General features: G+C 37.6%; 17 protein-coding genes and 1 pseudogene. 8 read left to right on the plus strand and 10 right to left on the minus strand.

The window, feature by feature from the left end; all coding sequences use genetic code 11:
• The first annotated feature begins 199 nt into the window (after nucleotides 1–199).
• Together EV694_RS06355 and EV694_RS06360 are read left to right on the plus strand one after the other, a co-directional pair.
• Nucleotides 200–1,702 carry a helicase HerA-like C-terminal domain-containing protein gene (locus EV694_RS06355; protein WP_132690640.1) on the plus strand — a complete coding sequence of 501 codons (1,503 nt, stop codon included), beginning with the start codon at nucleotides 200–202 and terminating at the stop codon, nucleotides 1,700–1,702.
• Between the two features lie 12 nt (nucleotides 1,703–1,714).
• The gene (locus EV694_RS06360; protein WP_132690642.1) at nucleotides 1,715–2,248 is read left to right on the plus strand and encodes a YgjV family protein; all 534 of its coding nucleotides are present in this window, start codon (nucleotides 1,715–1,717) and stop codon (nucleotides 2,246–2,248) included.
• A gap of 245 nt (nucleotides 2,249–2,493) precedes the next feature.
• On the opposite strand, the gene EV694_RS06365 is transcribed toward EV694_RS06360, so the two are convergent.
• On the minus strand, nucleotides 2,494–2,874 hold the full coding sequence (locus EV694_RS06365) for a hypothetical protein (protein WP_132690644.1): 381 nt from the start codon (nucleotides 2,872–2,874) through the stop codon (nucleotides 2,494–2,496).
• A 12-nt stretch (nucleotides 2,875–2,886) separates the two neighbouring features.
• A pseudogene (locus tag EV694_RS06370) lies at nucleotides 2,887–3,961 on the minus strand (IS1595 family transposase).
• A 225-nt stretch (nucleotides 3,962–4,186) separates the two neighbouring features.
• Between EV694_RS06370 and EV694_RS06375 the strand changes: the two are divergent.
• Genes EV694_RS06375 through EV694_RS06385 form a run of 3 tightly spaced genes read left to right on the plus strand, consistent with a single transcriptional unit; the run spans nucleotide 4,187 to nucleotide 5,594 of the window.
• On the plus strand, nucleotides 4,187–4,795 hold the full coding sequence (locus tag EV694_RS06375; RefSeq protein WP_132690646.1) for a hypothetical protein: 609 nt from the start codon (nucleotides 4,187–4,189) through the stop codon (nucleotides 4,793–4,795).
• Complete coding sequence (locus EV694_RS06380; protein WP_132690648.1) at nucleotides 4,788–5,153, plus strand: hypothetical protein; 366 nt, start codon at nucleotides 4,788–4,790, stop codon at nucleotides 5,151–5,153. The genes EV694_RS06375 and EV694_RS06380 overlap by 8 nt, the downstream gene beginning before the upstream one ends.
• A 12-nt stretch (nucleotides 5,154–5,165) precedes the next feature.
• Nucleotides 5,166–5,594, plus strand: coding sequence for a protein-export chaperone SecB (locus tag EV694_RS06385; protein ID WP_132690650.1), 429 nt, complete (start codon nucleotides 5,166–5,168; stop codon nucleotides 5,592–5,594).
• Nucleotides 5,595–5,931: 337 nt separating this feature from the next.
• On the opposite strand, the gene rarD is transcribed toward EV694_RS06385, so the two are convergent.
• On the minus strand, nucleotides 5,932–6,801 hold the full coding sequence (rarD, locus tag EV694_RS06390; RefSeq protein WP_132690652.1) for an EamA family transporter RarD: 870 nt from the start codon (nucleotides 6,799–6,801) through the stop codon (nucleotides 5,932–5,934).
• A 169-nt stretch (nucleotides 6,802–6,970) separates the two neighbouring features.
• A complete protein-coding gene (gene ilvY / locus EV694_RS06395; RefSeq protein ID WP_132690654.1) occupies nucleotides 6,971–7,846 on the minus strand; it encodes an HTH-type transcriptional activator IlvY in 876 nt (291 codons plus the stop codon).
• Between the two features lie 154 nt (nucleotides 7,847–8,000).
• On the opposite strand from ilvY, the gene ilvC reads away from it, so the two are divergent.
• The 3 genes from ilvC to treB all read left to right on the plus strand — a co-directional run bounded on the left by ilvC (nucleotide 8,001) and on the right by treB (nucleotide 12,979).
• On the plus strand, nucleotides 8,001–9,476 hold the full coding sequence (ilvC, locus tag EV694_RS06400; RefSeq protein WP_132690656.1) for a ketol-acid reductoisomerase: 1,476 nt from the start codon (nucleotides 8,001–8,003) through the stop codon (nucleotides 9,474–9,476).
• Nucleotides 9,477–9,600: 124 nt separating this feature from the next.
• Nucleotides 9,601–10,521, plus strand: coding sequence for a DUF5655 domain-containing protein (locus EV694_RS06405; RefSeq protein ID WP_132690658.1), 921 nt, complete (start codon nucleotides 9,601–9,603; stop codon nucleotides 10,519–10,521).
• A 169-nt stretch (nucleotides 10,522–10,690) separates the two neighbouring features.
• Nucleotides 10,691–12,979, plus strand: a complete 2,289-nt coding sequence (treB, locus tag EV694_RS06410) for a PTS trehalose transporter subunit IIBC (RefSeq protein ID WP_132690660.1) — start codon at nucleotides 10,691–10,693, stop codon at nucleotides 12,977–12,979.
• A gap of 644 nt (nucleotides 12,980–13,623) precedes the next feature.
• Here the strand turns inward: treB and EV694_RS06415 are convergent.
• From EV694_RS06415 to carA, 6 genes are all read right to left on the minus strand, one after another.
• Nucleotides 13,624–14,919 (minus strand): ammonium transporter, encoded by a 1,296-nt coding sequence (locus EV694_RS06415; protein WP_132690662.1) that lies wholly within the window; start codon nucleotides 14,917–14,919, stop codon nucleotides 13,624–13,626.
• A gap of 27 nt (nucleotides 14,920–14,946) precedes the next feature.
• Nucleotides 14,947–15,285, minus strand: a complete 339-nt coding sequence (locus EV694_RS06420; RefSeq protein ID WP_132690664.1) for a P-II family nitrogen regulator — start codon at nucleotides 15,283–15,285, stop codon at nucleotides 14,947–14,949.
• A 295-nt stretch (nucleotides 15,286–15,580) separates the two neighbouring features.
• A complete protein-coding gene (gene argF, locus EV694_RS06425; RefSeq protein WP_132690666.1) occupies nucleotides 15,581–16,582 on the minus strand; it encodes an ornithine carbamoyltransferase in 1,002 nt (333 codons plus the stop codon).
• Between the two features lie 125 nt (nucleotides 16,583–16,707).
• Nucleotides 16,708–19,902 carry a carbamoyl-phosphate synthase large subunit gene (gene carB, locus EV694_RS06430; RefSeq protein ID WP_132690668.1) on the minus strand — a complete coding sequence of 1,065 codons (3,195 nt, stop codon included), beginning with the start codon at nucleotides 19,900–19,902 and terminating at the stop codon, nucleotides 16,708–16,710.
• Nucleotides 19,903–20,033: 131 nt separating this feature from the next.
• Nucleotides 20,034–20,222, minus strand: coding sequence for a YqaE/Pmp3 family membrane protein (locus EV694_RS06435; protein WP_132690670.1), 189 nt, complete (start codon nucleotides 20,220–20,222; stop codon nucleotides 20,034–20,036).
• A gap of 15 nt (nucleotides 20,223–20,237) precedes the next feature.
• Nucleotides 20,238–21,377: a glutamine-hydrolyzing carbamoyl-phosphate synthase small subunit gene (gene carA / locus EV694_RS06440; protein WP_132690672.1), complete on the minus strand. Its 1,140-nt coding sequence runs from the start codon at nucleotides 21,375–21,377 to the stop codon at nucleotides 20,238–20,240.
• Nucleotides 21,378–21,583: the final 206 nt, after the last annotated feature.

The raw sequence follows: 21,583 nt of genomic DNA on the forward strand, positions 1-21,583 counted from the left end.
AAATTGGTTATCATCATAACACGTTTATGGGGTAAGCAGAAAGGAAAGGGATTATTTGTAATAAGTTTATTTCTATAATCGTTTAAAACAATAATTCTCTCAACATTCATATTGAATAAAAATGGTCACTCAATATTTCTTATTTTGCGTTATAATAACGACAAAATTTTAATCATCATTTTTCATTAAGGATTAACCTATGACCCCATACTTTCTAGCCCAAACCCACCAAGGTGAAAACCTCGCTATTAACCCTAAAATGGCCAATCGACATGGTTTAATTGCTGGGGCAACGGGGACAGGAAAAACGGTAAGTTTACGCAAAATGGCGGAAGCCTTTAGTGATAATGGTGTGCCTGTTTTCTTAGTGGATGTGAAAGGCGATTTATCTGGTTTAGTGCAAAAAGGGGAATTAAAGGGAAAAATTGCCGAGCGTATTGAGCAATTTCAACTTGGTGGCGAAAATTACCTGTCAGGTTATCCCGTTTCATTTTGGGATGTTTTTGGCGAAACGGGGATTCCTTTACGCACCACGATTTCTGAAATGGGACCTTTATTACTAGCTCGTTTACTTAATTTAAATGCAACCCAAGAGGGCTTGCTCAATTTGGTTTTTCGGGTGGCTGATGATCAAGGGCTGCTATTAATTGATTTGAAAGATTTACGAGCGATGCTTAAGCATGTGGCGGAAAAGAGTAAAGGTTATCAACTTGAATATGGTAATGTGTCTGCTGCCAGTGTGGGGGCGATTCAGCGAGCATTATTAACCCTAGAAAATCAAGGGGGAACCCATCTTTTTGGCGAACCTGCGTTAAATTTGGAAGATTGGCTACAAACAAGAGGTGATCAGGGCGTAATTAATATTTTAAATTCAGAGAAATTAATTAATTCGCCGAAAATGTATAGTGCGTTCTTATTATGGTTAATGTCGGAATTATTTGAACAACTGCCAGAAGTGGGCGATCTTGATAAGCCTCGTTTTGTGATGTTTTTTGATGAAGCCCATCTTATTTTTGATGGCGCACCTGCGGTATTGGTGGATAAAGTGGAACAGGTGGTGCGTTTAATTCGTTCTAAAGGTGTTGGAATTTACTTCGTCACGCAAAATCCCCTTGATTTACCTGATACAGTATTAGGGCAATTAGGTAATCGTATCCAACACGCCTTGCGCGCTTTTACACCAAGAGATCAAAAAGCCGTTAAAGCCGCCGCAGAAACCTTTCGTTCCAATCCGCAACTTAATGTTACCGAAACCATTACGCAACTAGCGGTGGGTGAAGCCTTGGTGTCCTTTTTAGATGAAAAAGGTATGCCACAACCTGTAGAGCGTGCTTATATTTATCCACCGAAAAGTCAGCTTACTCCATTAACCGCCGAGCAACGTCAGGCTTGGGTGCGAGATGATGAACTTTACCCTGTTTATCGTGATGAAGTAGATAATGAATCTGCTTTTGAGATTTTACAGCAACAGGCTAATTTAGCTGAAGTCGCGGAAAAACAAGCGGAACAGGCTCAACAGCAAGCGGAAGAGGGTTTTATGGGGCGGTTAAATCGCTTGATTTTTGGGCAGAAAAAGCGTGGCGAACAATTAACGGTAACAGAACAAGTGGTCAGTAGCGTGGCAAAATCAGTGGGACGTAATTTGCGTAATCAAATTACCAAGCAAATTATGCGTGGTATTTTGGGTGCCTTGAAAAAATAGGTTGAAGAAACAATGGCAACCTTTTGGCAAGATCCCATAGACTATGTTGTCAATTTGCCCTTAGCTCAATGGCTAGGTATCGTTGCCTTTTTGCTAGGCATTTTGGTATTTTGGCAACGTAACGACAGGAAATTAAAAATTTATATGGTGCTTCTCGGTATCATTTATACCTTACATTTCTTCTTATTAGACGCACAGATTTCTGCCCTTACTTCCTTTATTTCAAGTTGCCGAACTTTCTTATCCATTTTTGTCTGTTCTCCCTATGTTGCCTTTTCTTTTGTTGCTATCATGATTGCCATTGGGGGTTATTCCGCCACGTCTTTTCTTAGCTTATTACCTATTATTGGCTCTACTTCTGGTACCTTAGCCTTGTTCTTATTAAGTGGCATAAAAATGCGTTTACTTATGTTAATGGGATCATTATGTTGGCTCATCAATAATATTTTGATTGGTTCTATTGGTGGCGTATTATTAGAATTAACGGTTATGAGTGTGAATGTACTTACCATTGTGCGAATGGTACGTTGTCGCCATATTGCTTAAGTGCATAAAAAAGTGGGTGTAATGGACAAAAATGCAGTATTATGTAGCAGTTGCACAAAGTTAAAAATCAATCTATCAACCGTAAAAAACAAAAGCCTTTAGCGCAATAATACGCTAAAGGCTTTTTAGTTGAAATCGCTTTTGTTAATGCTTTATGACTGGCAAGATCTTTCCCACAATAAATCGTTTATAACTGGCGGATAAGCGAGATTTACCCTTACCGCAAGTTAGTTTAAAAAGCATGGTTATTTGAGATTCTTGTACTGTTGCCAAAAATCATCGTGAATATCTGTTTCTGAGGGAGATAACAGTATTCTTGGGTAAAGCACGAACGTTGGCATGAGGGGTAATGAATCAAATTGAGCTTGATTGCTGATTTTTATTTTAAGGTAGCCAAAGTGATATATTATACCGATAAACAGCACCGTCATCTCAAGCATAAAAAGAACGGTATTAACAATGTTAATAATTTGAATACTCAATACATCAGGGTAGAAATACGCCAGTCCTTTACTCGTCAAGAAAATCATCAAAGCTGCAATCATAGAGTGCATAAGCGGTAATTGTTTTAATCGTTGGTAGATAAAAATCACTGCCAAAGTATAAATCAAAATCAATGTTTTCATCATGTTTCCTTATTAGGCTATCTTTAAGTAGTGTCGATCATTCGAAGCGGTGAGGCTTGCCAAGCCAAACACCGCATCACCTTTTTTGTTACCTTGCCAATACCCTGTAAACTCTCGTGATGGCAAGGTATTTAAGCAACAAGTTAAAAGTCGCTCAAATTTCTCTTTTACGCTTTTTCGGCGATTATCCTCTCGCCATGCTATTTCATTGGCATAGCGCATCAGGTATTTATTGCTCATTTTGTGATAGATACCTGTTATCGCTCGCCGTAGCCTTGCGAAAAAGGATTCGGCAAGGTTATTGGTAATGCCGTCAATCGAACAATATGCTTGTGAATGATTGACTCGCCATAAATCATAATGAAAGGCTAAATCATCATAGGCAGGATTTTCATCGGCATAAATTTTGCTATTCGGCTTGACTAAGCGTTGGGTTAAATTGAGTATATCTTGCGTATTTTCCTCTTTCACTAAAGCAACGATACTACGGTCAGCCCCTTTTATTATGGCTTGATTGGCGGCTCGTTGGCGAAATACCAATACACAAGATTTATCTGTACGTTGATAGCACTTTTTTCGTCTATCAATACGTTTATGGCGAAAGTTTTTAGGACGAATGTAATAGTTGGTATAAGCCCCATCAATATGAACCTCGCCATTCAGTGGTGTTAAATCTTTGGTTTTTTCTAAACTTTCCCTGAATTTATGTAAAAGCACCCAAGCTGTTTTATATTGCACGTTGAGTTTATGTGATAAGGCAATGGCGGATAATCCCTTGCTTTCAGTCGCAAAATAGAAAATAGCCAATATAATTTTACACAAAGGCAGTTTTGTACCTTGAAAAATCGTGCCTGCGGTAATGGAAAAACGATAACAACAGTGTTTGCATTGCCATTGTTAGCGAGTAGAAATGAAGTAAGCATGGTGGCGGATGTGGCAGTGTGGGCAAATGACATCATTTGAAATCATTCACATTTCCCCAACGAGCCTGTTTCAATAAGGCAAAAATCTCGGCATCAGACAAACACACCAAGCTATCCGAAGATAGCTGGCGTGCTGCCGCTAATAACCGAAAATGCTGTGCCATAGAAACAAAAATCCCTTTATAAAAACTCTGAAATTTCTAAATGTTTTTTTGAAGAAACAAAGAAATCTGGTTGACAAATTTCATTATATCGGTATAATCCAAGAAGCAACGTTATTTGGAAAACCTAAAAAATAAGAGTTTAAACTCTTATTTTTTAGGTTTTTAAATTTTTAAAAATTCTTATAGTGAGAATAAATTTTACTTATTACTCAATTACTTTATTCTATGAATAAAAATTACGTAAAGGAAGCTTGGCATACTTGCCCTCTTAAAGACTTACAAAATTGTAAAGATATTGAAAATATAATTCCTTTTAAAAGTAAATCTAAAGAACAGTGGCTTACACAAGGGTATTATTTTTGGTTGGATGATGATCACGCGAAAGATTGGGGAAAGATCAGGAAGTTTGAAAGGTATGCAGTATCTAAATTTTATCTAACATTCAATGATGAAAAAGATATTTTTGACTTAAGAGATACAAAAAATTTGAAACATCTTGCACAAGTAGCAAAAACCATAGAACAGGCATATAAACAGAGAAAAGAACCACATAAAAACATAAGAACTGTTGCTCATATAATTAGTTTTTTGAAAAAAAAACCAGATGATATTTTTAGGGGAATAGCAGTGTTAGCAGCAGATACAGGATGCGTGTTAAAAAAAGAAGATCCTGATTTTTGGGCAAACTCTATTCCTTTTATGCAAAAGGAAAATAAATCTCTGTCGAGAGAAAATCTTGCTATAACAAGAAACCAACTATGCGTATTTGAATTTAAAAAGGATTCTAATCCTAAACATCAAATATGTGAGATACAGGAGTGCAATAATGGATGAGCTTTATTATAAAAAATTGTTAAATGATTTAGTTAAAATGTCCGATGATGAATGGAATCAAATGGATCTAATGTTTGATAATATTACGGAAAACTGTCATTGTGTTCCTTTGCCAAATGAATTGTTTGATGAAAGCATTACATTTATCAATGATAATCAAATTATTCATTCTAATGAAATTAAAAATGATATTGATGAGATTTTTCTTGTAGAATTATTTACAGAAAAGAATATACTCTTAAAAGAAAATTATGGAACTAATACTATTAGTTTTATTGAAGAGCCTCATGTTATTAATGAGTATAGTAATAATTATAGTATTGCAGCAAATGACGAACAATATGCAATTGCTGCTTAGAGTAATAATATTATGAATAAAATTAAATTTTATGATTATAGGGTTATAAAAACTATATTTGAACCCTCCGAAAGTATAATAACAAAGCTAGAAGCAATTTCTGAAGATATTGATTGTTCAGATGAATTTAAGAATAGTTTATCTTTTTCCCCTATTTATCCGGAAAGTGATAAGAAGACTTTTTTTATACTATTTGACTTACAAATATCTGATTCAGATATTGTAACTGAAAAAGCTGGTATATTTTCCTTAAAATTTGTGGCTCATTTTAAATGTGAGAGTGAAATTTCTGATGATTTCAGAAACTCAAGATTTCCAATAGTAAATGCACCAGCTATAGCTTATCCATATTTAAGAGCTTTTGTATGTAATTATTTTGTTAATGCTGGGTATAATGCTATAAATTTACCAACATACAACTTTGTTAATAGCCAAAAGTAGTAGTGCAATTATCGTAAAAACCACTTCTTTTGGCAACTTTTTCATTCCACTATTTTAGGTATTATGGACAAAATAGTTGCTAATAATTTAAAAAATGATGATTAACAACTATGTAATTTAAGATTTTAATAAAATAGCGTGATATTTAGGATTAAATCAATTCATTCCAAAAATATTAATCTGTTTTTAACAATGTTTTGTAGCTTAGCTATTAGCCTTACATTTGTATAAGCTATTTTATAATTAGTCTTAACTTCATTAATAGCTCCAGATAAGATTCTTTCCAAGTTATCTTTATTTTATTACAAGCGGTGTAATGGACAAAAAGTGTTATTTCTTACCGCCCTTTTAAACGATACACACCATCTAACATAATCAATAGCATAGCAAGGGATAATCCTATTAATAATGGATAACTTTTAGCATCAAGCGACTCCCCAAGCATAAAGGCAACCACAATCATTAAAATCGTTTCCACATACCCCAATAAACCTAACAAATTCATCGGTAACCATGCACTTGCTAAAATATAGGTAATTAAAGCTAATCCGCTAATTAAACCTAATAGCGGTAATAAATAGATTAAGTCAGGGTTTGCTTGGTATAACGTAACGTAATCTGACTGGTAAATAAAATAGCCACAAATAGGCAATAATAACAACATTTCAATGCAAAAACTGGCAAGATCGGCGATGTTATAATGTTTTCTTAGGCAAAAGTAGGTAGTATAGCCCACACTGACCACAATACTTTCCCAAGATAATCCCCCTTTGAGCAAAATATTGCTAATTACCCCAATACCTGCAAATAAAATCGCAAGCAGTTTGATTTTTGAGATAGGTTCAGCAAAGAGAAAATGCCCTGTGGCAACTAAAACTAAGGGCAATAATAAATACCCAAAGGATACGCTTAAAGCACTGCCATGATTGGGGGCCCATAAAAATAACCACATTTGAAAGCCAATCAGGCTACTGGTAATGGCATAAATACCGAGTAGTTTAGGCTGTTGGCGAATGTTATGAAGGTGTTGGATAAAAATGGCTTTTTGTTTAAACAAAAAAATGGCTATCAGTAAAAAAGGGTAAGTTAGAACAATACGATAACCAAAAATTGCCTCGCCCGTTAGTGGTTGTAATAAGGTAGAAAAATAATATAAATAACCAAATAATGAAGAGGCGATAAGGGAGCTAACAATGCCTTTTAACATAATCGTTTCATAGGTAAAAATTTTTCAATATTATACCGCACTTTTTTCCTTTTCCTAGCTTTAACGAGCTATAGTCGTTCCACTTTAAAATGATACAGCGTTAGTACGCCTCACCGTACGCTTTGTACTGTCTTCAGCACCGCCTTGCCTCATTTTAAATTGGCAGCCACTATAATATCTGCCAAAAGGCTTGAACCAGAGGGTGGCTTAGGTGGCGTTTTTGGCTACAAATTCCCAGAGATAAAGGTTCTACCGCTAAATCAAGATTAAGCAAAGACACTTGGCTATTCATTGGGCTATGTTTAATCACCACTTCAGGCAACAGCGCCACCCCACAGCCAAGGGCTACCATCGGCACAATGCCTTCGTGTCCCGCTACGGTTGCGTAAATCTTAGGGTGCTTAATTTTATGCTGGCGAAACCATTGATCAATCCGTTGGCGGACAGGTCCTTCCATTGGCAAAATAAAGGGGATTGTTTGCCAATCAATGGGTTTTTGTTGCAATAATTGGGTGGATAAACAAGCAATTCGTGGGGCGATCATTGCCATTGTCAGATGATCAATCACTTGAAATTGGATATGACTAGGGAGTTGCTGAGGTTTGCCTGTTAAGGCTAAATCCGCTTGCTCCCTATCAATATAATGCAAAGCCAGAGCAGGATCGCCTGTGGTTAATTTAATTTCAACTTTTGGATAATGCTGACGAAAACGTTCAAGAATATTAGGTAGATGGCTATAAGCGGCGGTTACTGAACAATAAATCCGTAGCTCGCCCGTTAATTGTTGTGGATTGATGCTCAGGCTTTGCTTAAATTGTTGCCATTGTTGCCATTGTTGTTGGGCAAAAGGGATAAATCTTTCTCCCGTTTCCGTCAAAGCCACTTGGCGATTATCACGAAAAAATAAAGGCTTGCCAAGTTCTTGCTCCATACGCTGAATTTGACGTGAAAGGGTGGAGGCAGACATAAAATATTGATTGGCGGTTTTGCTAAAATTTTTATTTTCTGCAAGATGCAAGAAAAGTTTGAGGTCTTTGAAATCCATAGTGAAATATTATTGTTGCAATTTTTGCAACATTCTATCGCAATAATATCAATTTACGCAAAAAGAAAAGCGGTTATACTAAAACAGAAAATGAACAAGACAATCCGTCTTTTTGTTATAAACCATATTATTCAATCAATAAGGACAATAGATTATGGGCAATTATTTTAATACCTTAAACTTACGCCAACAATTAGATCAATTAGGTCGCTGCCGTTTTATGGAACGTGAAGAATTTGCTGATGAAGCCAATTTTCTCAAGGGTAAAAAAATTGTGATTGTGGGCTGTGGAGCTCAAGGATTAAACCAAGGCTTAAATATGCGTGATTCAGGTTTAGACATCAGCTATGCCTTACGTCCTGAAGCCATTGCAGAAAAACGAGCTTCTTTCCAGCGTGCTAGCGAAAATGGGTTTACTGTCGGCACTTATGATGAATTAATTCCAACCGCTGATTTAGTGATTAACCTGACACCAGATAAACAACATTCTAAAGTCGTCGCCGATGTGATGCCATTAATGAAACAAGGGGCAGCATTGGGTTATTCACACGGTTTAAATATCGTTGAAGTTGGCGAACAAATTCGCCCTGATATTACTGTGGTAATGGTTGCACCAAAATGCCCGGGAACGGAAGTGCGTGAGGAATACAAACGTGGTTTTGGTGTACCAACCTTGATTGCGGTTCACCCAGAAAACGATCCTCAAGGGGACGGATTAGCCATTGCGAAGGCTTGGGCAGCAGCGACAGGGGGACATCGTGCAGGCGTATTAGAGTCATCATTTGTGGCGGAAGTGAAATCAGACTTAATGGGCGAACAAACTATTCTTTGCGGTATGTTACAAGCTGGCTCAATCGTTTGTTATGATCAAATGGTTGCCGATGGCAAAGATCCAGCCTATGCGGCAAAATTAATTCAATATGGTTGGGAAACCATTACCGAAGCCTTAAAACAAGGTGGTATTACCTTAATGATGGATCGTTTATCTAACAGTGCGAAATTGCGTGCCTTTGAGCTTTCTGAACAAATTAAAGACAAATTAGCCTTTTTATTTGAAAAACATATGGACGACATTATCAGTGGCGAATTCTCACGCGTGATGATGGAAGACTGGGCAAATGGTGATGTTAATTTATTAACATGGCGTGAAGAAACAGGCAAAACAGCCTTTGAAAACGCACCGAAATATGATGGCAAAATTAGCGAACAAGAATATTTTGATAATGGCGTATTAATGATTGCCATGGTAAAAGCAGGGGTAGAATTAGCCTTTGATACCATGGTCGCCAGCGGTATTTATGAAGAATCCGCTTACTATGAATCATTACACGAATTACCATTGATCGCCAACACCATCGCGCGTAAACGTTTATATGAAATGAACGTTGTCATTTCAGATACCGCTGAATATGGTAACTATTTATTTGCTAATGTGGCCGCCCCAATTTTAGCCAAAGAAATTTTACCAACCTTAAAACGTGGTGATTTGGGCGAACCGACCCCAACGGTAGACATTGATAACATTACTTTGCGTGATGTTAATGATGCAATCCGCAACCACCCGATTGAGTTAATCGGTCAAGAATTGCGTGGTTATATGAAAGATATGAAACGCATTTCATTTAGTTAATTCTTATTGTTGTTTTTAAGTTAAACCCCATTTGTTTTATGGCAAATGGGGCTTATTTGCTTGATTGAGCATTTTATCTATAAATAGTAGGATAGGGATTAGAATATTTAAATAGGGTAAAATTATGTTATTATTTCACCAAAAACAGCAAACCATTTTAGAACTAAAAGAAAAAACTTTTCGTAAAGAAAAAGATATACAGTTTCTTGTAGAGAATAATTTAAATTTACTCACAGGAGGGTTGGAATTTGTTTGCTCAGAATTTTCTATTAAAAATTATCGTATTGATACGCTAGCCTTTAATCCAGAAACCCAATCTTTTGTTATTATTGAATATAAACGTAATCAAAATGATAGCGTTGTTGATCAAGGTATTTCTTATCTAAATATTATGCTTGAGAATAAAGCGGAATTTATTATTGAGTATAACGAGAAAACAGGAAAAAATCTAAAACGTGATAGTGTTGATTTCTCTCAGAGTAAAGTACTATTTATCGCCCCTTCATTCAATAATTACCAACGTCAAGCAGTCAATTTCAAAGACTTACCCATAGAATTATGGGAAATAAAAAGTTTTGAGAATAATATTATAGTATTTAATCAAATTAAGAAAACAAAATCTGCCGTTAGCTTTAAACAAATTAAAACTGAATCTCATTCAAGTATTAGTGAACTAAATAAAGAATTAAAAACTTATACTGAAGATGATCATTTAGAGGGTAAAAGTGAAGAAATTAAAGAACTTTATGATATTTTTAAAAATGAAGTTTTAAGATTAGATAATAATATAGAAATTGTCCCAGTTAAAATGTATATTGCATTTAAACTTAAAACAAATGTTATTGATGTTTTACCACAGAAAAAGAATTTAAAAATATGGATAAATATGAAGAAAGGACAGCTTGATGATCCTAAGAAGTTAACAAGGGATATTTCAAATATTGGACATAATGGCAATGGTGATTATGATCTCACAATATCAAATACAGAGAACTTAGAATATATTATGAGTCTAATTAAGCAGGTAATTATGAAACTAGCTTAGTTTTTGTAAAAGATAAATATGATAGGATAATAAAACTTATAAATAACCCAAAGTGCGGTCAATTTACCGCATTTTTTATGGCAAATATCCTTATAGGGCTTGCTATGATTCACAATTCCCTCCTCTCTCGTTACAATAACAGACTGATTTTTTATTTAGGTAGGTAGTTATGGCTAAATATACAAATGATGCAAAATTATTAGTTGATTATGTGGGTGGTGTAGAAAATATCGCTGCGGTGACCCATTGTTTAACAAGAATGCGATTTGTATTGCATAAAACAGGGTTAGTTGCAACAGATAAAATTGAAGATCTTGATTCAGTAAAAGGAACATTTACTCGTGCAGGGCAATTTCAAATTATTATTGGGCCTGATGTGGCTGATTTTTTTCAGGCGTTCTCACAATGTACTCATTTACCTAATGCAACACCAGAAAAACTAAAAGAAGCGATCATTACCAGTGAGCGTGAACGTAAAAATGAAAAATCATTTTTACAGCGTATTATTGGAACATTGGGAGATATTTTTGCCCCCGTTATCCCAGCTTTAATTGTAGGCGGGATTACCTTAGGTTTACAGAATTTAATTGGGGTTATTAAATTTTTTGATGGCGGGAGTAAATCATTAGCGGAAATTTCATTGATTTTCCATGGATTAAATCAATTATTGGTGTTAATTGGTAATATTATTTTTCCTGCGTTACCTGTATTTATTTGTTGGTCGATTTGTCGCCGTATGGGAACATCACAGGTTTTGGGAATTGTTTTAGGGCTTTCCCTTGTTTATTCGGGCTTTATTCCTGTTAGTGATATTGCCAATATTCCCATTGATCGTGTTTCGTCTTGGGATTTTGGGTATTTTAAAGTGTATAACTATTCTTACCAAGGACAAGTGGTTGCTGCAATGCTAGCAGGCTTTGTCCTCACAAGTTTAGAACGATTCTTTCGCTCCATTACGCCAACATTAATTGCAATGATTGTTGTGCCTGTTGTGTCTTTAATCCCAGCGATTCTTATTGCTCAAGCCATTGCAGGCCCTGTTGGATTAGCGGTAGGGAATTGGTTAGCCGATATTATTTTGGCTGGTTTTGCTTCAGATTATAAAATTCTGGTTGCGGGTATTTTTGGTTTTGTTTTTGTGCCTGTGCAATTAACGGGCTTACATCAAATTGCCACAGCGATAGATTTAACCTTGGTATCAAGTAAGGGAGGCACACCTATTTGGCCATTGTTAGCCTTATCAAGTATTTGTCAGGCATCCGCTATTTTAGCTATGACCATTTTACAACGTAAAAATGTGAAAGCGAGCCAAATTAATATCCCAGCCACGATTTCTTGTTATATTGCAGTTTCTGAGCCAGCCATTTTTGGGGTAAACCTGAAATATGTGTTCCCAATGGTGGCGGGTATGATAGGTACATCAATAGCCTGTATGATATCCATTAGTGGTGGAGTTGAAGCCTTAAGTATTGGCGTTGCGGGTGTGCTTGGTGTTATATCAATTAAGCCACAATTTTTGTTTACTTGGATTATTGCTGGTCTTATTGGTGGTGCAATTTCTTTTATACTCACTTATTTCATTGGCTTAAAAAAACTGACCAGTTACGATCTCACAGGTATGCAAAACAGAAATAATGAGGATGAGTCAGAACAAAGTTCTCTTGAGCAACAGGAAGGTGCGAATAAACAAGAAAAGCATGAAAATTCGCCGAGTGAAGATGATGAAGATGATATTGATATTGCCTCGATTTATGCCGAAGTTGAAGAAAATTTCTTAAAAGAGGAAGAAAATTTACCACCAGCGGAACATAAGATGACAGCCGCCGCAGAACAATATCGTCAATATCCTTTCCTTTCGCCAGCCTCTGGTTGGGTAATTCCTTTAGGTGCAGTAAGAGATGAAGGTTTTGCTGGAGGATATATGGGGGAAGGTTTTGCCATTATTCCAACAGAGCGTTTTATTCTCGCCCCTTTTGATGCTGAAGTTATTGCCACTTATCCAACAAAACACGCTTATAGTTTGCGTGGTAAAGATGGTGTAGAAGTGCTTATCCATATTGGTTTGGATACGGTTATTCTTGATGGACGAGGCTTTGATTGTTTCGTTGAACAAGGTGATCAAGTAAAAGCGGGAGATAAACTCTGCCGAGTTGATTTTGAGTTACTGAAAGAACACAATTTATCCACTGTAATTGCGATTGTTTTTCCGAATAATGAGCATATTTGGTTACAACCTGATTTACAGCAAGTAACATTAGGGCAAGCGAATATTCTTCAATTAGCGAAACAAGATGAGCAAAAAGCACCGAAGAAAATTGAAATCATTACAAATAAAGACGTGATTTTAGATAAACGCCGCCAGCAAGAACAGCATAAACGCCAAGTGATTGATGAGCGTGTAAAACAAAAAGTGCAGAAAGTGCGTGAGCAAAAGCGTAAGGAAAAACAAAAGGAATAAAAACTTTTTAAATTGTTACCGCACTTTTTTATGGTCGTTTCAAATTAAAATGAGACGAGGCGGTACGCCGAATAAAGTACAAGTAATACAGTGAGGCGTATCAATGCTGTATCATTTTAAAGTGAGATGACTATAAAATACGTTTAATGCTTGTTCGAGGCTGCCGTGTCGCTGACATTATATTCATTGAGAATACAAGAACACACAACATTTTAAATGTCCTCATTTAATCTAGCCATTAGATAAAGTCCACAGCAAAAATATGGCAGTCGATGAATTCCAGTTTTATCTGCCGTAATAACTGAAGTAGCTTTTTAACTGCTTTTGACGCTGATTCTAAAGCAGTTGATAAAGGTATAGAGTTAATATTGAAAACAATAATAAATCATTTAGACAAAAGCCTAGGCAAGTATTAGGAAAACTTACTATTTTTCTAAGAAATTAGTCAGTCACTTTAACGTTTTTGATTTGTTATTTCACTATATTAACTATCAATGGGTCTAGTGAGCCTGTTTTTTTAAACCATAACTATATTTTCATTTTAGTTGATCGTCGCTATAACAAACCACTTGAAAGAGACGATTCTCTTTCAAGCAGTAAAAACATTAAATAGCAAATATCAACTTTTATTTACTTAACAACCATCACTCAATCCGCTCATCATGGCAGCTAAGGTCAAGTCCTTTACGTTCGTCGTCTTTTTCCACACGTAAGCCAATGACTTTATCAATGATTTTGAGGAGGATGAAACTTCCTATACCGCTATAAGCAATGGTGATTAATACGCTTTCTGTTTGTAACCATAGGGTGGTGTCTGTGCCAGAAATATCGCTGGAAACAAAAACGCCTGTTAAAATTGCCCCTACAATACCGCCGATACCATGAATACCAAAGGCATCTAAAGTATCATCATAGCCTAACCAATATTTTAAGCGTGTTACCGCAACAAAACAGATCGCACTGGTAATCAAGCCGATAGCTAACGCACTTTGTACTGACACAAAACCTGCTGCGGGGGTAATACCAACTAATCCTGCAATCGCACCTGAGGCTAAGCCTAAGGCGGAAGGTTTATGTTTTAATAAAACTTCAATAAGTACCCAAGTTAATGCTCCAGCGGCAGCGGCTATTTGGGTGGTGGCTAATGCCATTCCTGCACGTCCATCAGCGGCTAAAGCAGAACCTGCGTTAAAGCCAAACCAACCAATCCAAAGCATCGCTGTACCGATTAAAGTAAGGATTAAGTTGTGCGGTAAAAGGGTTTCACGCCCATAGCCAATACGTTTACCAATCAAGATCGAAGCCACTAAACCTGCTACCCCTGCGTTAATATGGATTACCGTACCGCCCGCATAATCTAATACACCATCTTGAGCTAACCAACCGTCCATACCCCATACCCAGTGTGCGGTAGGCACATAGATTAATAATGACCATAATCCTACAAAAACCAATAATGCCGAGAATTTAATCCTTTCAGCAAATGCCCCTGTAATAATGGCGGCGGCAATAATGGCAAATGCCATTTGGAAAACCATAAAGACGGATTCAGGAATGGTTGGTGCACCGGGGTAAATGGTAAGCTGTTCTTGTTCAGTAAATACATTTAAGCCGTTTAGAAAGAAACGTTCTGTGCCACCAATAAGGGCATTGTTTGGCGTAAAGGTTAAACTATAACCAAAGCAAAGCCATAAAATCGCAATGAGACAGCAAATGGCGAAACTTTGTACCATCGTGGATAAGGCATTTTTCTTACGCACCATACCCGCATAAAACAAAGCAAGTCCGGGAATTGTCATAAATAATACCAGAATAGCGGCAACAGTAACCCAAGTGGTGTCGCCGGTATTTAATTCTGACATAGGTCTTATCCAATCAGTTAATTGGGCAAATGCCATTGATGGGGATAATAGGGTTGCGAGTAAAATTGTCTTTTTCATCATTAGTTCCTCAAATTTTCGCTAAAATCACACCGCACTTTCATCGATTTCACCTGTTCTTATCCGTACAATACGATCAACAGGTTTTACAAAAATCTTGCCATCGCCAATTTTGCCTGATTTGGCAACGGAGCAAATCGCCTCAATCGCGGGATCAATTTCTTCATCCATTAGCACAATATCAATTTGAATTTTTGGCAAAAAATCAATGGTGTATTCCGCACCACGATAAAGCTCAGTATGCCCTTTTTGTCGTCCACAACCTTTGACTTCGCTAATGGTCATTCCTTTTATGCCGATGTCATAAAGCGCATCACGCACCTCATCTAAGCGGAAAGGTTGAATAATGGCAGTAAGTTGTTTCATAAAATCCTCCTGTATTATGGTATTTTTTCTTTTGAACCCTTTCTAATAAGGTGGTTTTATTATTAGATCATAATTAATATTTTTGCAATATATTTATATAAAAATTATAAAATAATTTATATGAAAATATAAAAACTATAAAAAATAAGATTGTATTAGAAAAGTTTTATCTTAAGGAATTAAAAGATGAATACGAGGTAAATTGTTTTAATTTAAAATAAGACAGCAAAAATACAACTGTCCCCTTGATAAAGGGGACAAAATCGGAAGGTAAAAAGGAGATTTTGATTAAAATTTAGCCTAAAGTGGCAACCATTACTGCTTTAATGGTGTGCATACGGTTTTCCGCTTCATCAAATACAATAGAAGCCTCGGATTCAAATACCTCATCGGTTACTTCTAAGCCATTCATTCCATAACGCTGTGCCATTTGTTTGCCGATGGTAGTATGTTCATCGTGGAAAGCGGGCAAGCAGTGCATAAATTTTACCTTTGGATTTTCAGTTAATTGCAATAATTGTGCATTTACTTGATAAGGTTTCATTAAGTTTATCCGCTCTTGCCAAGCCTGTTCAGGCTCGCCCATAGATACCCAAATATCCGTATAAAGGAAATCTACCCCTTTGACACCTTGCTCAACTTGTTCAGTGCAAGTAATTTTCGCCCCCGTTTTACGGGCAATTTCCGCCACCTCATCAAGCAGTTTTTGTTCTGGCCAAAAGGCTTTTGGAGCAACTAAACGCAAATCTAAGCCCATTAACGCCGCCCCCTCAACTAACGAATTTCCCATATTATTGCGAGCGTCGCCCAAATATGCCATTTTCATTTGGTTTAAGCGTTTTCCTTCGCCATGCTCTAACATGGTTAAAAAGTCCGCTAAAATTTGAGTTGGGTGAAATTCATCGGTTAGTCCATTCCATACTGGCACACCAGAATATTGGGCTAAAATTTCTACTAATTCTTGCCCATAACCACGATATTGAATACCATCATACATACGTCCTAGCACACGAGCTGTATCTTTCATAGATTCTTTATGCCCAATTTGTGAACCACTTGGACCGATATAGGATACCTTTGCCCCTTGATCAAAAGCAGCGACTTCAAAAGCACAACGGGTGCGTGTTGAGGTTTTCTCAAAAATCAATGCGATATTTTTACCTGTTAAACGAGGTTGTTCTGTGCCTGTATATTTGGCTTGTTTTAACTGGCTTGACAGATCTAATAAATATTGAATTTCACGGGGAGTAAAATCCATTAAACGTAAAAAATGACGGTTACGAAGATTGATTGGCATAGTATGTTCCTTATTTTAGATAAAAAGGGCGGTCTCTTTTTTGAAAATTTTTACCAAAAATAATCCTTCTACTTTTTAACGCAAGTAGAACCTTAATAGCCACTGCTTAACAGTGGCTATCTCAATTAATGTAGCTGTTGGATAGCGTACACATCATATTGATCTAAACATTGTACACTTTCCGCCAGGGCTTCAGCCCCAGCCAATGTGGTTTGGTAAAAGATCTTTTGTTGCAAGGCACTACGGCGAATAGAATGGCTATCTGTTACCGATTCTGGCAAGTTGCCTACCGTATTGATAACCATAGCAATTTCGCCATTTTTAATGGCATCAACAATATGCGGACGACCTTCACGCACCTTATTCACCGTTTGTACACTTACCCCATTATCACGCAGATATTGAGCAGTACCCAAAGTGGCACATAAGCCATAGCCCTGTTGTTGCAAGGATTTTGCCACTGCCAATAAGCGAGGTTTGTCCTTGTCATCAACAGAAACAAAGACCTTACCTGTTTTCGGAATACGCTCGCCAGCGCCCATTTGAGCTTTAATAAAGGCCTCGGCAAAGGTTTTTCCAATGCCCATAACTTCGCCCGTTGAACGCATTTCTGGGCCTAAAATGGTATCTACCCCCGGGAATTTTATAAAAGGGAATACCGCTTCTTTAACCGCATAAAATGGCGGGGTAACTTCTTGATAAATCTGCTGTTGTTGCAAGGAAATGCCAGCCATTACTCTGGCGGCAATTTTGGCGAGAGGTACGCCTGTAGCTTTGCTCACAAAAGGCACAGTACGAGAAGCTCGAGGATTGACTTCTAAGACATAAACCACCTCATTTTGCACCGCAAATTGTACGTTCATTAAGCCCACTACCTGCAAGGCTTTTGCCATGGCAATGGTTTGACGGCGAATTTCTTGCTGAATTGCTTGACTTAAGGAATAAGGCGGTAGGGAACAAGCGGAATCGCCAGAGTGAATACCTGCTTGTTCAATATGTTGCATAATGCCACCAATAAACACCTGTTCGCCATCGCAAATACAATCAACATCCACTTCAATGGCATTATTTAAGAAATGATCCAATAAAATTGGGCTATCTTCTGATACGGACACCGCCTCTTGCATATAGCGATTAAGTTCTTCATCGTTATACACAATTTGCATCGCACGCCCCCCTAGCACATAGGACGGACGCACCACCAAAGGATAGCCTACTTCATTTGCTAATACTAACGCCTCTTGGCTGTTACGAGCGGTACGGTTTTCAGGCTGTTTTAGCTGTAATTGTTGTAAAATTTGTTGGAAACGTTCACGATCTTCGGCGGCATCAATACTATCCGCTGAAGTACCAATAATATTTACGCCATTTTCATGTAAAGCATTGGCTAATTTTAATGGGGTTTGCCCGCCATAATGCACAATTACCCCATAAGGTTGTTCAACGTGGATAATTTCCAATACATCTTCTAAGGTCAATGGTTCAAAATATAAGCGATCCGACGTGTCAAAATCCGTAGAGACGGTTTCAGGGTTGCAGTTTACCATAATGGTTTCAAAACCACTTTCACGTAAAGCAAGGGCGGCGTGTACACAGCAATAATCAAACTCAATCCCTTGTCCAATACGGTTTGGGCCGCCGCCTAAAATCATAATTTTTTTACGTTGACTAGGGCGAGCCTCACATTCTTGCTCATAGCTAGAATATAAGTAAGCCGTATCAGAGGAAAACTCGCCCGCACAGGTATCTACACGTTTATACACAGGGTGTAAATTGAGACTATGGCGTTTGGCTCGCACTTCTGCCTCGCTAGATTGAGTAAGTTGAGCAATACGTTTATCGGCAAAACCTTTGCGTTTTAAACGACGTAGCTCGTGATAATCTAAATCTGCTAATTGGCGTTGTTCTAAGGCTAATTCTTCTTGCACCAAATCTTGAATTTGCACTAAGAACCAAGGATCGATTTTGCTGTAATGATGGACTTCTTCTAGGCTAAATCCTGCCCCAAAGGCATCAGCCACATATAAAATACGAATCGGCCCAGGGTTAGCCAATTCTTGGCGGATTTTTTCAGGTTGTTCAGACATTAAATTAAAGCCACAAATCCCTGTTTCTAAGCCACGCAAGGCTTTTTGTAAAGACTCTTGGAAGGTACGTCCCATTGCCATAACTTCGCCCACCGATTTCATTTGGGTGGTCAAGCGATCATCCGCTTGAGGGAATTTTTCAAAGGCAAAACGTGGCACTTTAGTAACCACATAATCAATAGAAGGTTCAAAAGAGGCAGGGATTAATCCGCCTGTAATATCATTACGCAATTCATTAAGGGTATAACCCACTGCCAATTTCGCTGCCACTTTAGCGATAGGAAAACCAGTAGCTTTTGAGGCAAGGGCAGAAGAACGGCTTACCCTTGGATTCATTTCAATCACAATCATTTCGCCGTTGGCTGGATTAATGGCAAACTGAACATTCGCACCACCTGTATCCACCCCAATTTCTCGCAACACCGCTAAAGAGGCATTACGCATAATTTGATATTCTTTATCCGTTAAGGTTTGTGCAGGTGCTACGGTAATAGAGTCGCCAGTATGCACGCCCATAGGATCAAAATTTTCAATGGAACACACAATAATGCAATTATCCGCTTTATCGCGTACCACTTCCATTTCATATTCTTTCCAACCTAGCACCGATTGTTCAATTAACAGTTCGTGGGTAGGTGAGGCATCAAAACCACGTTCACAAATGGCTTGAAATTCATCACGATTATAGGCAATACCACCGCCAGAACCGCCCATAGTGAAAGAAGGACGAATAAGAGTAGGAAATCCCACTTCCGCTTGTGCCGCCCAAGCCTCATCAAAGCTATGGCAAACAAAAGATTTTGGTGTATTTAAGCCGATTTTTGTCATGGCTTGTTTAAAGCGTCCACGATCTTCCGCTTTATCAATGGCATCTTCGCTCGCCCCAATCAATTCCACTTGGTATTTTGCCAAAACGCCATGTTTGGCTAAGTCTAAGGCACAATTTAATGCAGTTTGTCCGCCCATTGTAGGCAAAATAGCATCAGGACGCTCTTTCTCAATAATCTTGGCGAGGGTTTGCCATTGGATAGGCTCAATATAGGTTACATCCGCCATATTCGGGTCGGTCATAATGGTGGCAGGATTAGAATTGACTAAAACAACTTGATAACCTTCTTCTCTCAAGGCTTTACAGGCTTGAGCCCCAGAATAATCAAACTCACAGGCTTGCCCAATCACAATAGGTCCCGCCCCAATAATCAGTATTTTATTTATATCAGTACGTTTTGGCATAATTTTCTCTTATTAAATTTATTGACTTCGTGCTTTCACTTATTCAGGTTATGACGATTTCTTTTGTTACAAAGGGTAATAACCAAAATAAGCAGACTAAAACAGGTAATAGTTTTATTAAATAACGATAATTACTTATTAAAATGTTGTTTAATTTTCTGATCAGTATGATATTGACTTACAGAATATGCCGCCCAAATTGCTGCTGGAATCCAACCTAATACTGTAATTTGTAAAATTAAACAAATAATCCCAGCGAAAGGGCGACCGATAGTAAAAAATGATAACCAAGGTAAAAAGATTGCTAATAATAAACGCATAAAATACTCTCCTTATTAAGGTAATGTTTTTGTTTTAGCTTGCTTTAAATAGTCAATAAATTTATCAAATAAATATGCCACATCTTGCGGGCCAGGGCTGGCTTCTGGGTGTCCTTGGAACGAAAAAGCTGGCTGATCCACTAATTCAATCCCTTGTACGGAATGATCAAATAAGGAACGATGAGTAACCTTAACATTGCTTGGTAAACTGTCTTCATCAACCTCAAAGCCATGATTTTGGCTTGTAATCAATACTTTTTGGCTCGCAAGATCTTGCACAGGGTGGTTTGCCCCATGATGACCAAATGCCATTTTCTTGGTTTTTGCCCCAACCGCTAAACCTAATAATTGATGCCCTAAACAAATGCCAAAAATCGGTTTTTTACTGGCTAATAGGGTTTTAATAGCGTTAATTGCATAGTCGCAAGGCTCTGGATCACCGGGGCCATTAGACAGAAAAATGCCATCAGGATTATAGGCTAATACTTCTTCTGCCGAGGTTTTGGCTGGCACAACCGTAATCTTACAACCACGTTGGGCGAGCATACGCAAAATATTATGTTTTACCCCAAAATCATAAGCCACAATATGATATTGTGCATTATCAGGCTGACTAAACCCTTGCCCTAATTGCCATTCGCCCTGTTGCCATACATAGGGTTCAGAACGGGTTACCTGTTGTGCTAAATCTTTTCCTGCCATTGAGCCAAATTGTTGTGCGAGGGCTAATGCTTGTTGTTCATCAATATTGCCCGCCATAATACAACCCGCTTGTGCCCCTTTTTCACGCAATAAACGGGTTAAACGGCGAGTATCAATATCCGCAATCGCCACCACTTGATTAGCAATTAAATACTCTTTTAAACTGGCATTGGCTCTAAAATTGCTATGTTGTAACGGCAGATCACGAATAATTAAGCCTGAGGCATAAATTCGGTCGGATTCAACATCTTCGTTGTTGGTACCAGTATTGCCAATATGGGGATAGGTTAAGGTGACTAATTGTTGATAATAAGAGGGATCGGTAAGAATTTCTTGGTAGCCTGTCATAGAGGTATTAAACACCACTTCGCCGACAGAATGGCCATTAATGCCTATGGATGTGCCGTGAAAGACTGAGCCATCAGCCAACACTAAAATTGCAGGTTCAGACATGGATTACTCCTAAAAATATTGTTTGTTTGGTTGAACACTTACGAATGCTCATTAACCACAACCTAGTAATTTCGCATAAAAAATTGTGGAAAAATCCACCGCTCTTTTATCATTACTAAATCGTGTCTGAAAAATTTAGCTGCGCTAAACTTGTCCATTTTAAAGGAGCAAGCAAGTAGTTTCAAGCAAATTCACTTAATGATTAA

Origin of the sequence: Volucribacter psittacicida (assembly GCF_004339025.1) — a bacterium.
GTDB lineage: Bacteria > Pseudomonadota > Gammaproteobacteria > Enterobacterales > Pasteurellaceae > Volucribacter > Volucribacter psittacicida.

Excerpts from the sequence above, each read along its gene's own strand:
- EV694_RS06355 (WP_132690640.1), top strand. The coding sequence starts at position 200 with ATGACCCCATACTTTCTAGCCCAAACCCACCAAGGTGAAAACCTCGCT.
- EV694_RS06375 (WP_132690646.1), top strand. The coding sequence starts at position 4,187 with ATGAATAAAAATTACGTAAAGGAAGCTTGGCATACTTGCCCTCTTAAA.
- EV694_RS06360 (WP_132690642.1), top strand. The coding sequence starts at position 1,715 with ATGGCAACCTTTTGGCAAGATCCCATAGACTATGTTGTCAATTTGCCC.
- EV694_RS06385 (WP_132690650.1), top strand. The coding sequence starts at position 5,166 with ATGAATAAAATTAAATTTTATGATTATAGGGTTATAAAAACTATATTT.
- EV694_RS06415 (WP_132690662.1), bottom strand. The coding sequence starts at position 14,919 with ATGAAAAAGACAATTTTACTCGCAACCCTATTATCCCCATCAATGGCA.
- ilvY (WP_132690654.1), bottom strand. The coding sequence starts at position 7,846 with ATGGATTTCAAAGACCTCAAACTTTTCTTGCATCTTGCAGAAAATAAA.
- EV694_RS06380 (WP_132690648.1), top strand. The coding sequence starts at position 4,788 with ATGGATGAGCTTTATTATAAAAAATTGTTAAATGATTTAGTTAAAATG.
- argF (WP_132690666.1), bottom strand. The coding sequence starts at position 16,582 with ATGCCAATCAATCTTCGTAACCGTCATTTTTTACGTTTAATGGATTTT.
- EV694_RS06405 (WP_132690658.1), top strand. The coding sequence starts at position 9,601 with ATGTTATTATTTCACCAAAAACAGCAAACCATTTTAGAACTAAAAGAA.
- EV694_RS06420 (WP_132690664.1), bottom strand. The coding sequence starts at position 15,285 with ATGAAACAACTTACTGCCATTATTCAACCTTTCCGCTTAGATGAGGTG.
- EV694_RS06365 (WP_132690644.1), bottom strand. The coding sequence starts at position 2,874 with ATGAAAACATTGATTTTGATTTATACTTTGGCAGTGATTTTTATCTAC.
- carB (WP_132690668.1), bottom strand. The coding sequence starts at position 19,902 with ATGCCAAAACGTACTGATATAAATAAAATACTGATTATTGGGGCGGGA.
- ilvC (WP_132690656.1), top strand. The coding sequence starts at position 8,001 with ATGGGCAATTATTTTAATACCTTAAACTTACGCCAACAATTAGATCAA.
- rarD (WP_132690652.1), bottom strand. The coding sequence starts at position 6,801 with ATGTTAAAAGGCATTGTTAGCTCCCTTATCGCCTCTTCATTATTTGGT.
- treB (WP_132690660.1), top strand. The coding sequence starts at position 10,691 with ATGGCTAAATATACAAATGATGCAAAATTATTAGTTGATTATGTGGGT.
- carA (WP_132690672.1), bottom strand. The coding sequence starts at position 21,377 with ATGTCTGAACCTGCAATTTTAGTGTTGGCTGATGGCTCAGTCTTTCAC.
- EV694_RS06435 (WP_132690670.1), bottom strand. The coding sequence starts at position 20,222 with ATGCGTTTATTATTAGCAATCTTTTTACCTTGGTTATCATTTTTTACT.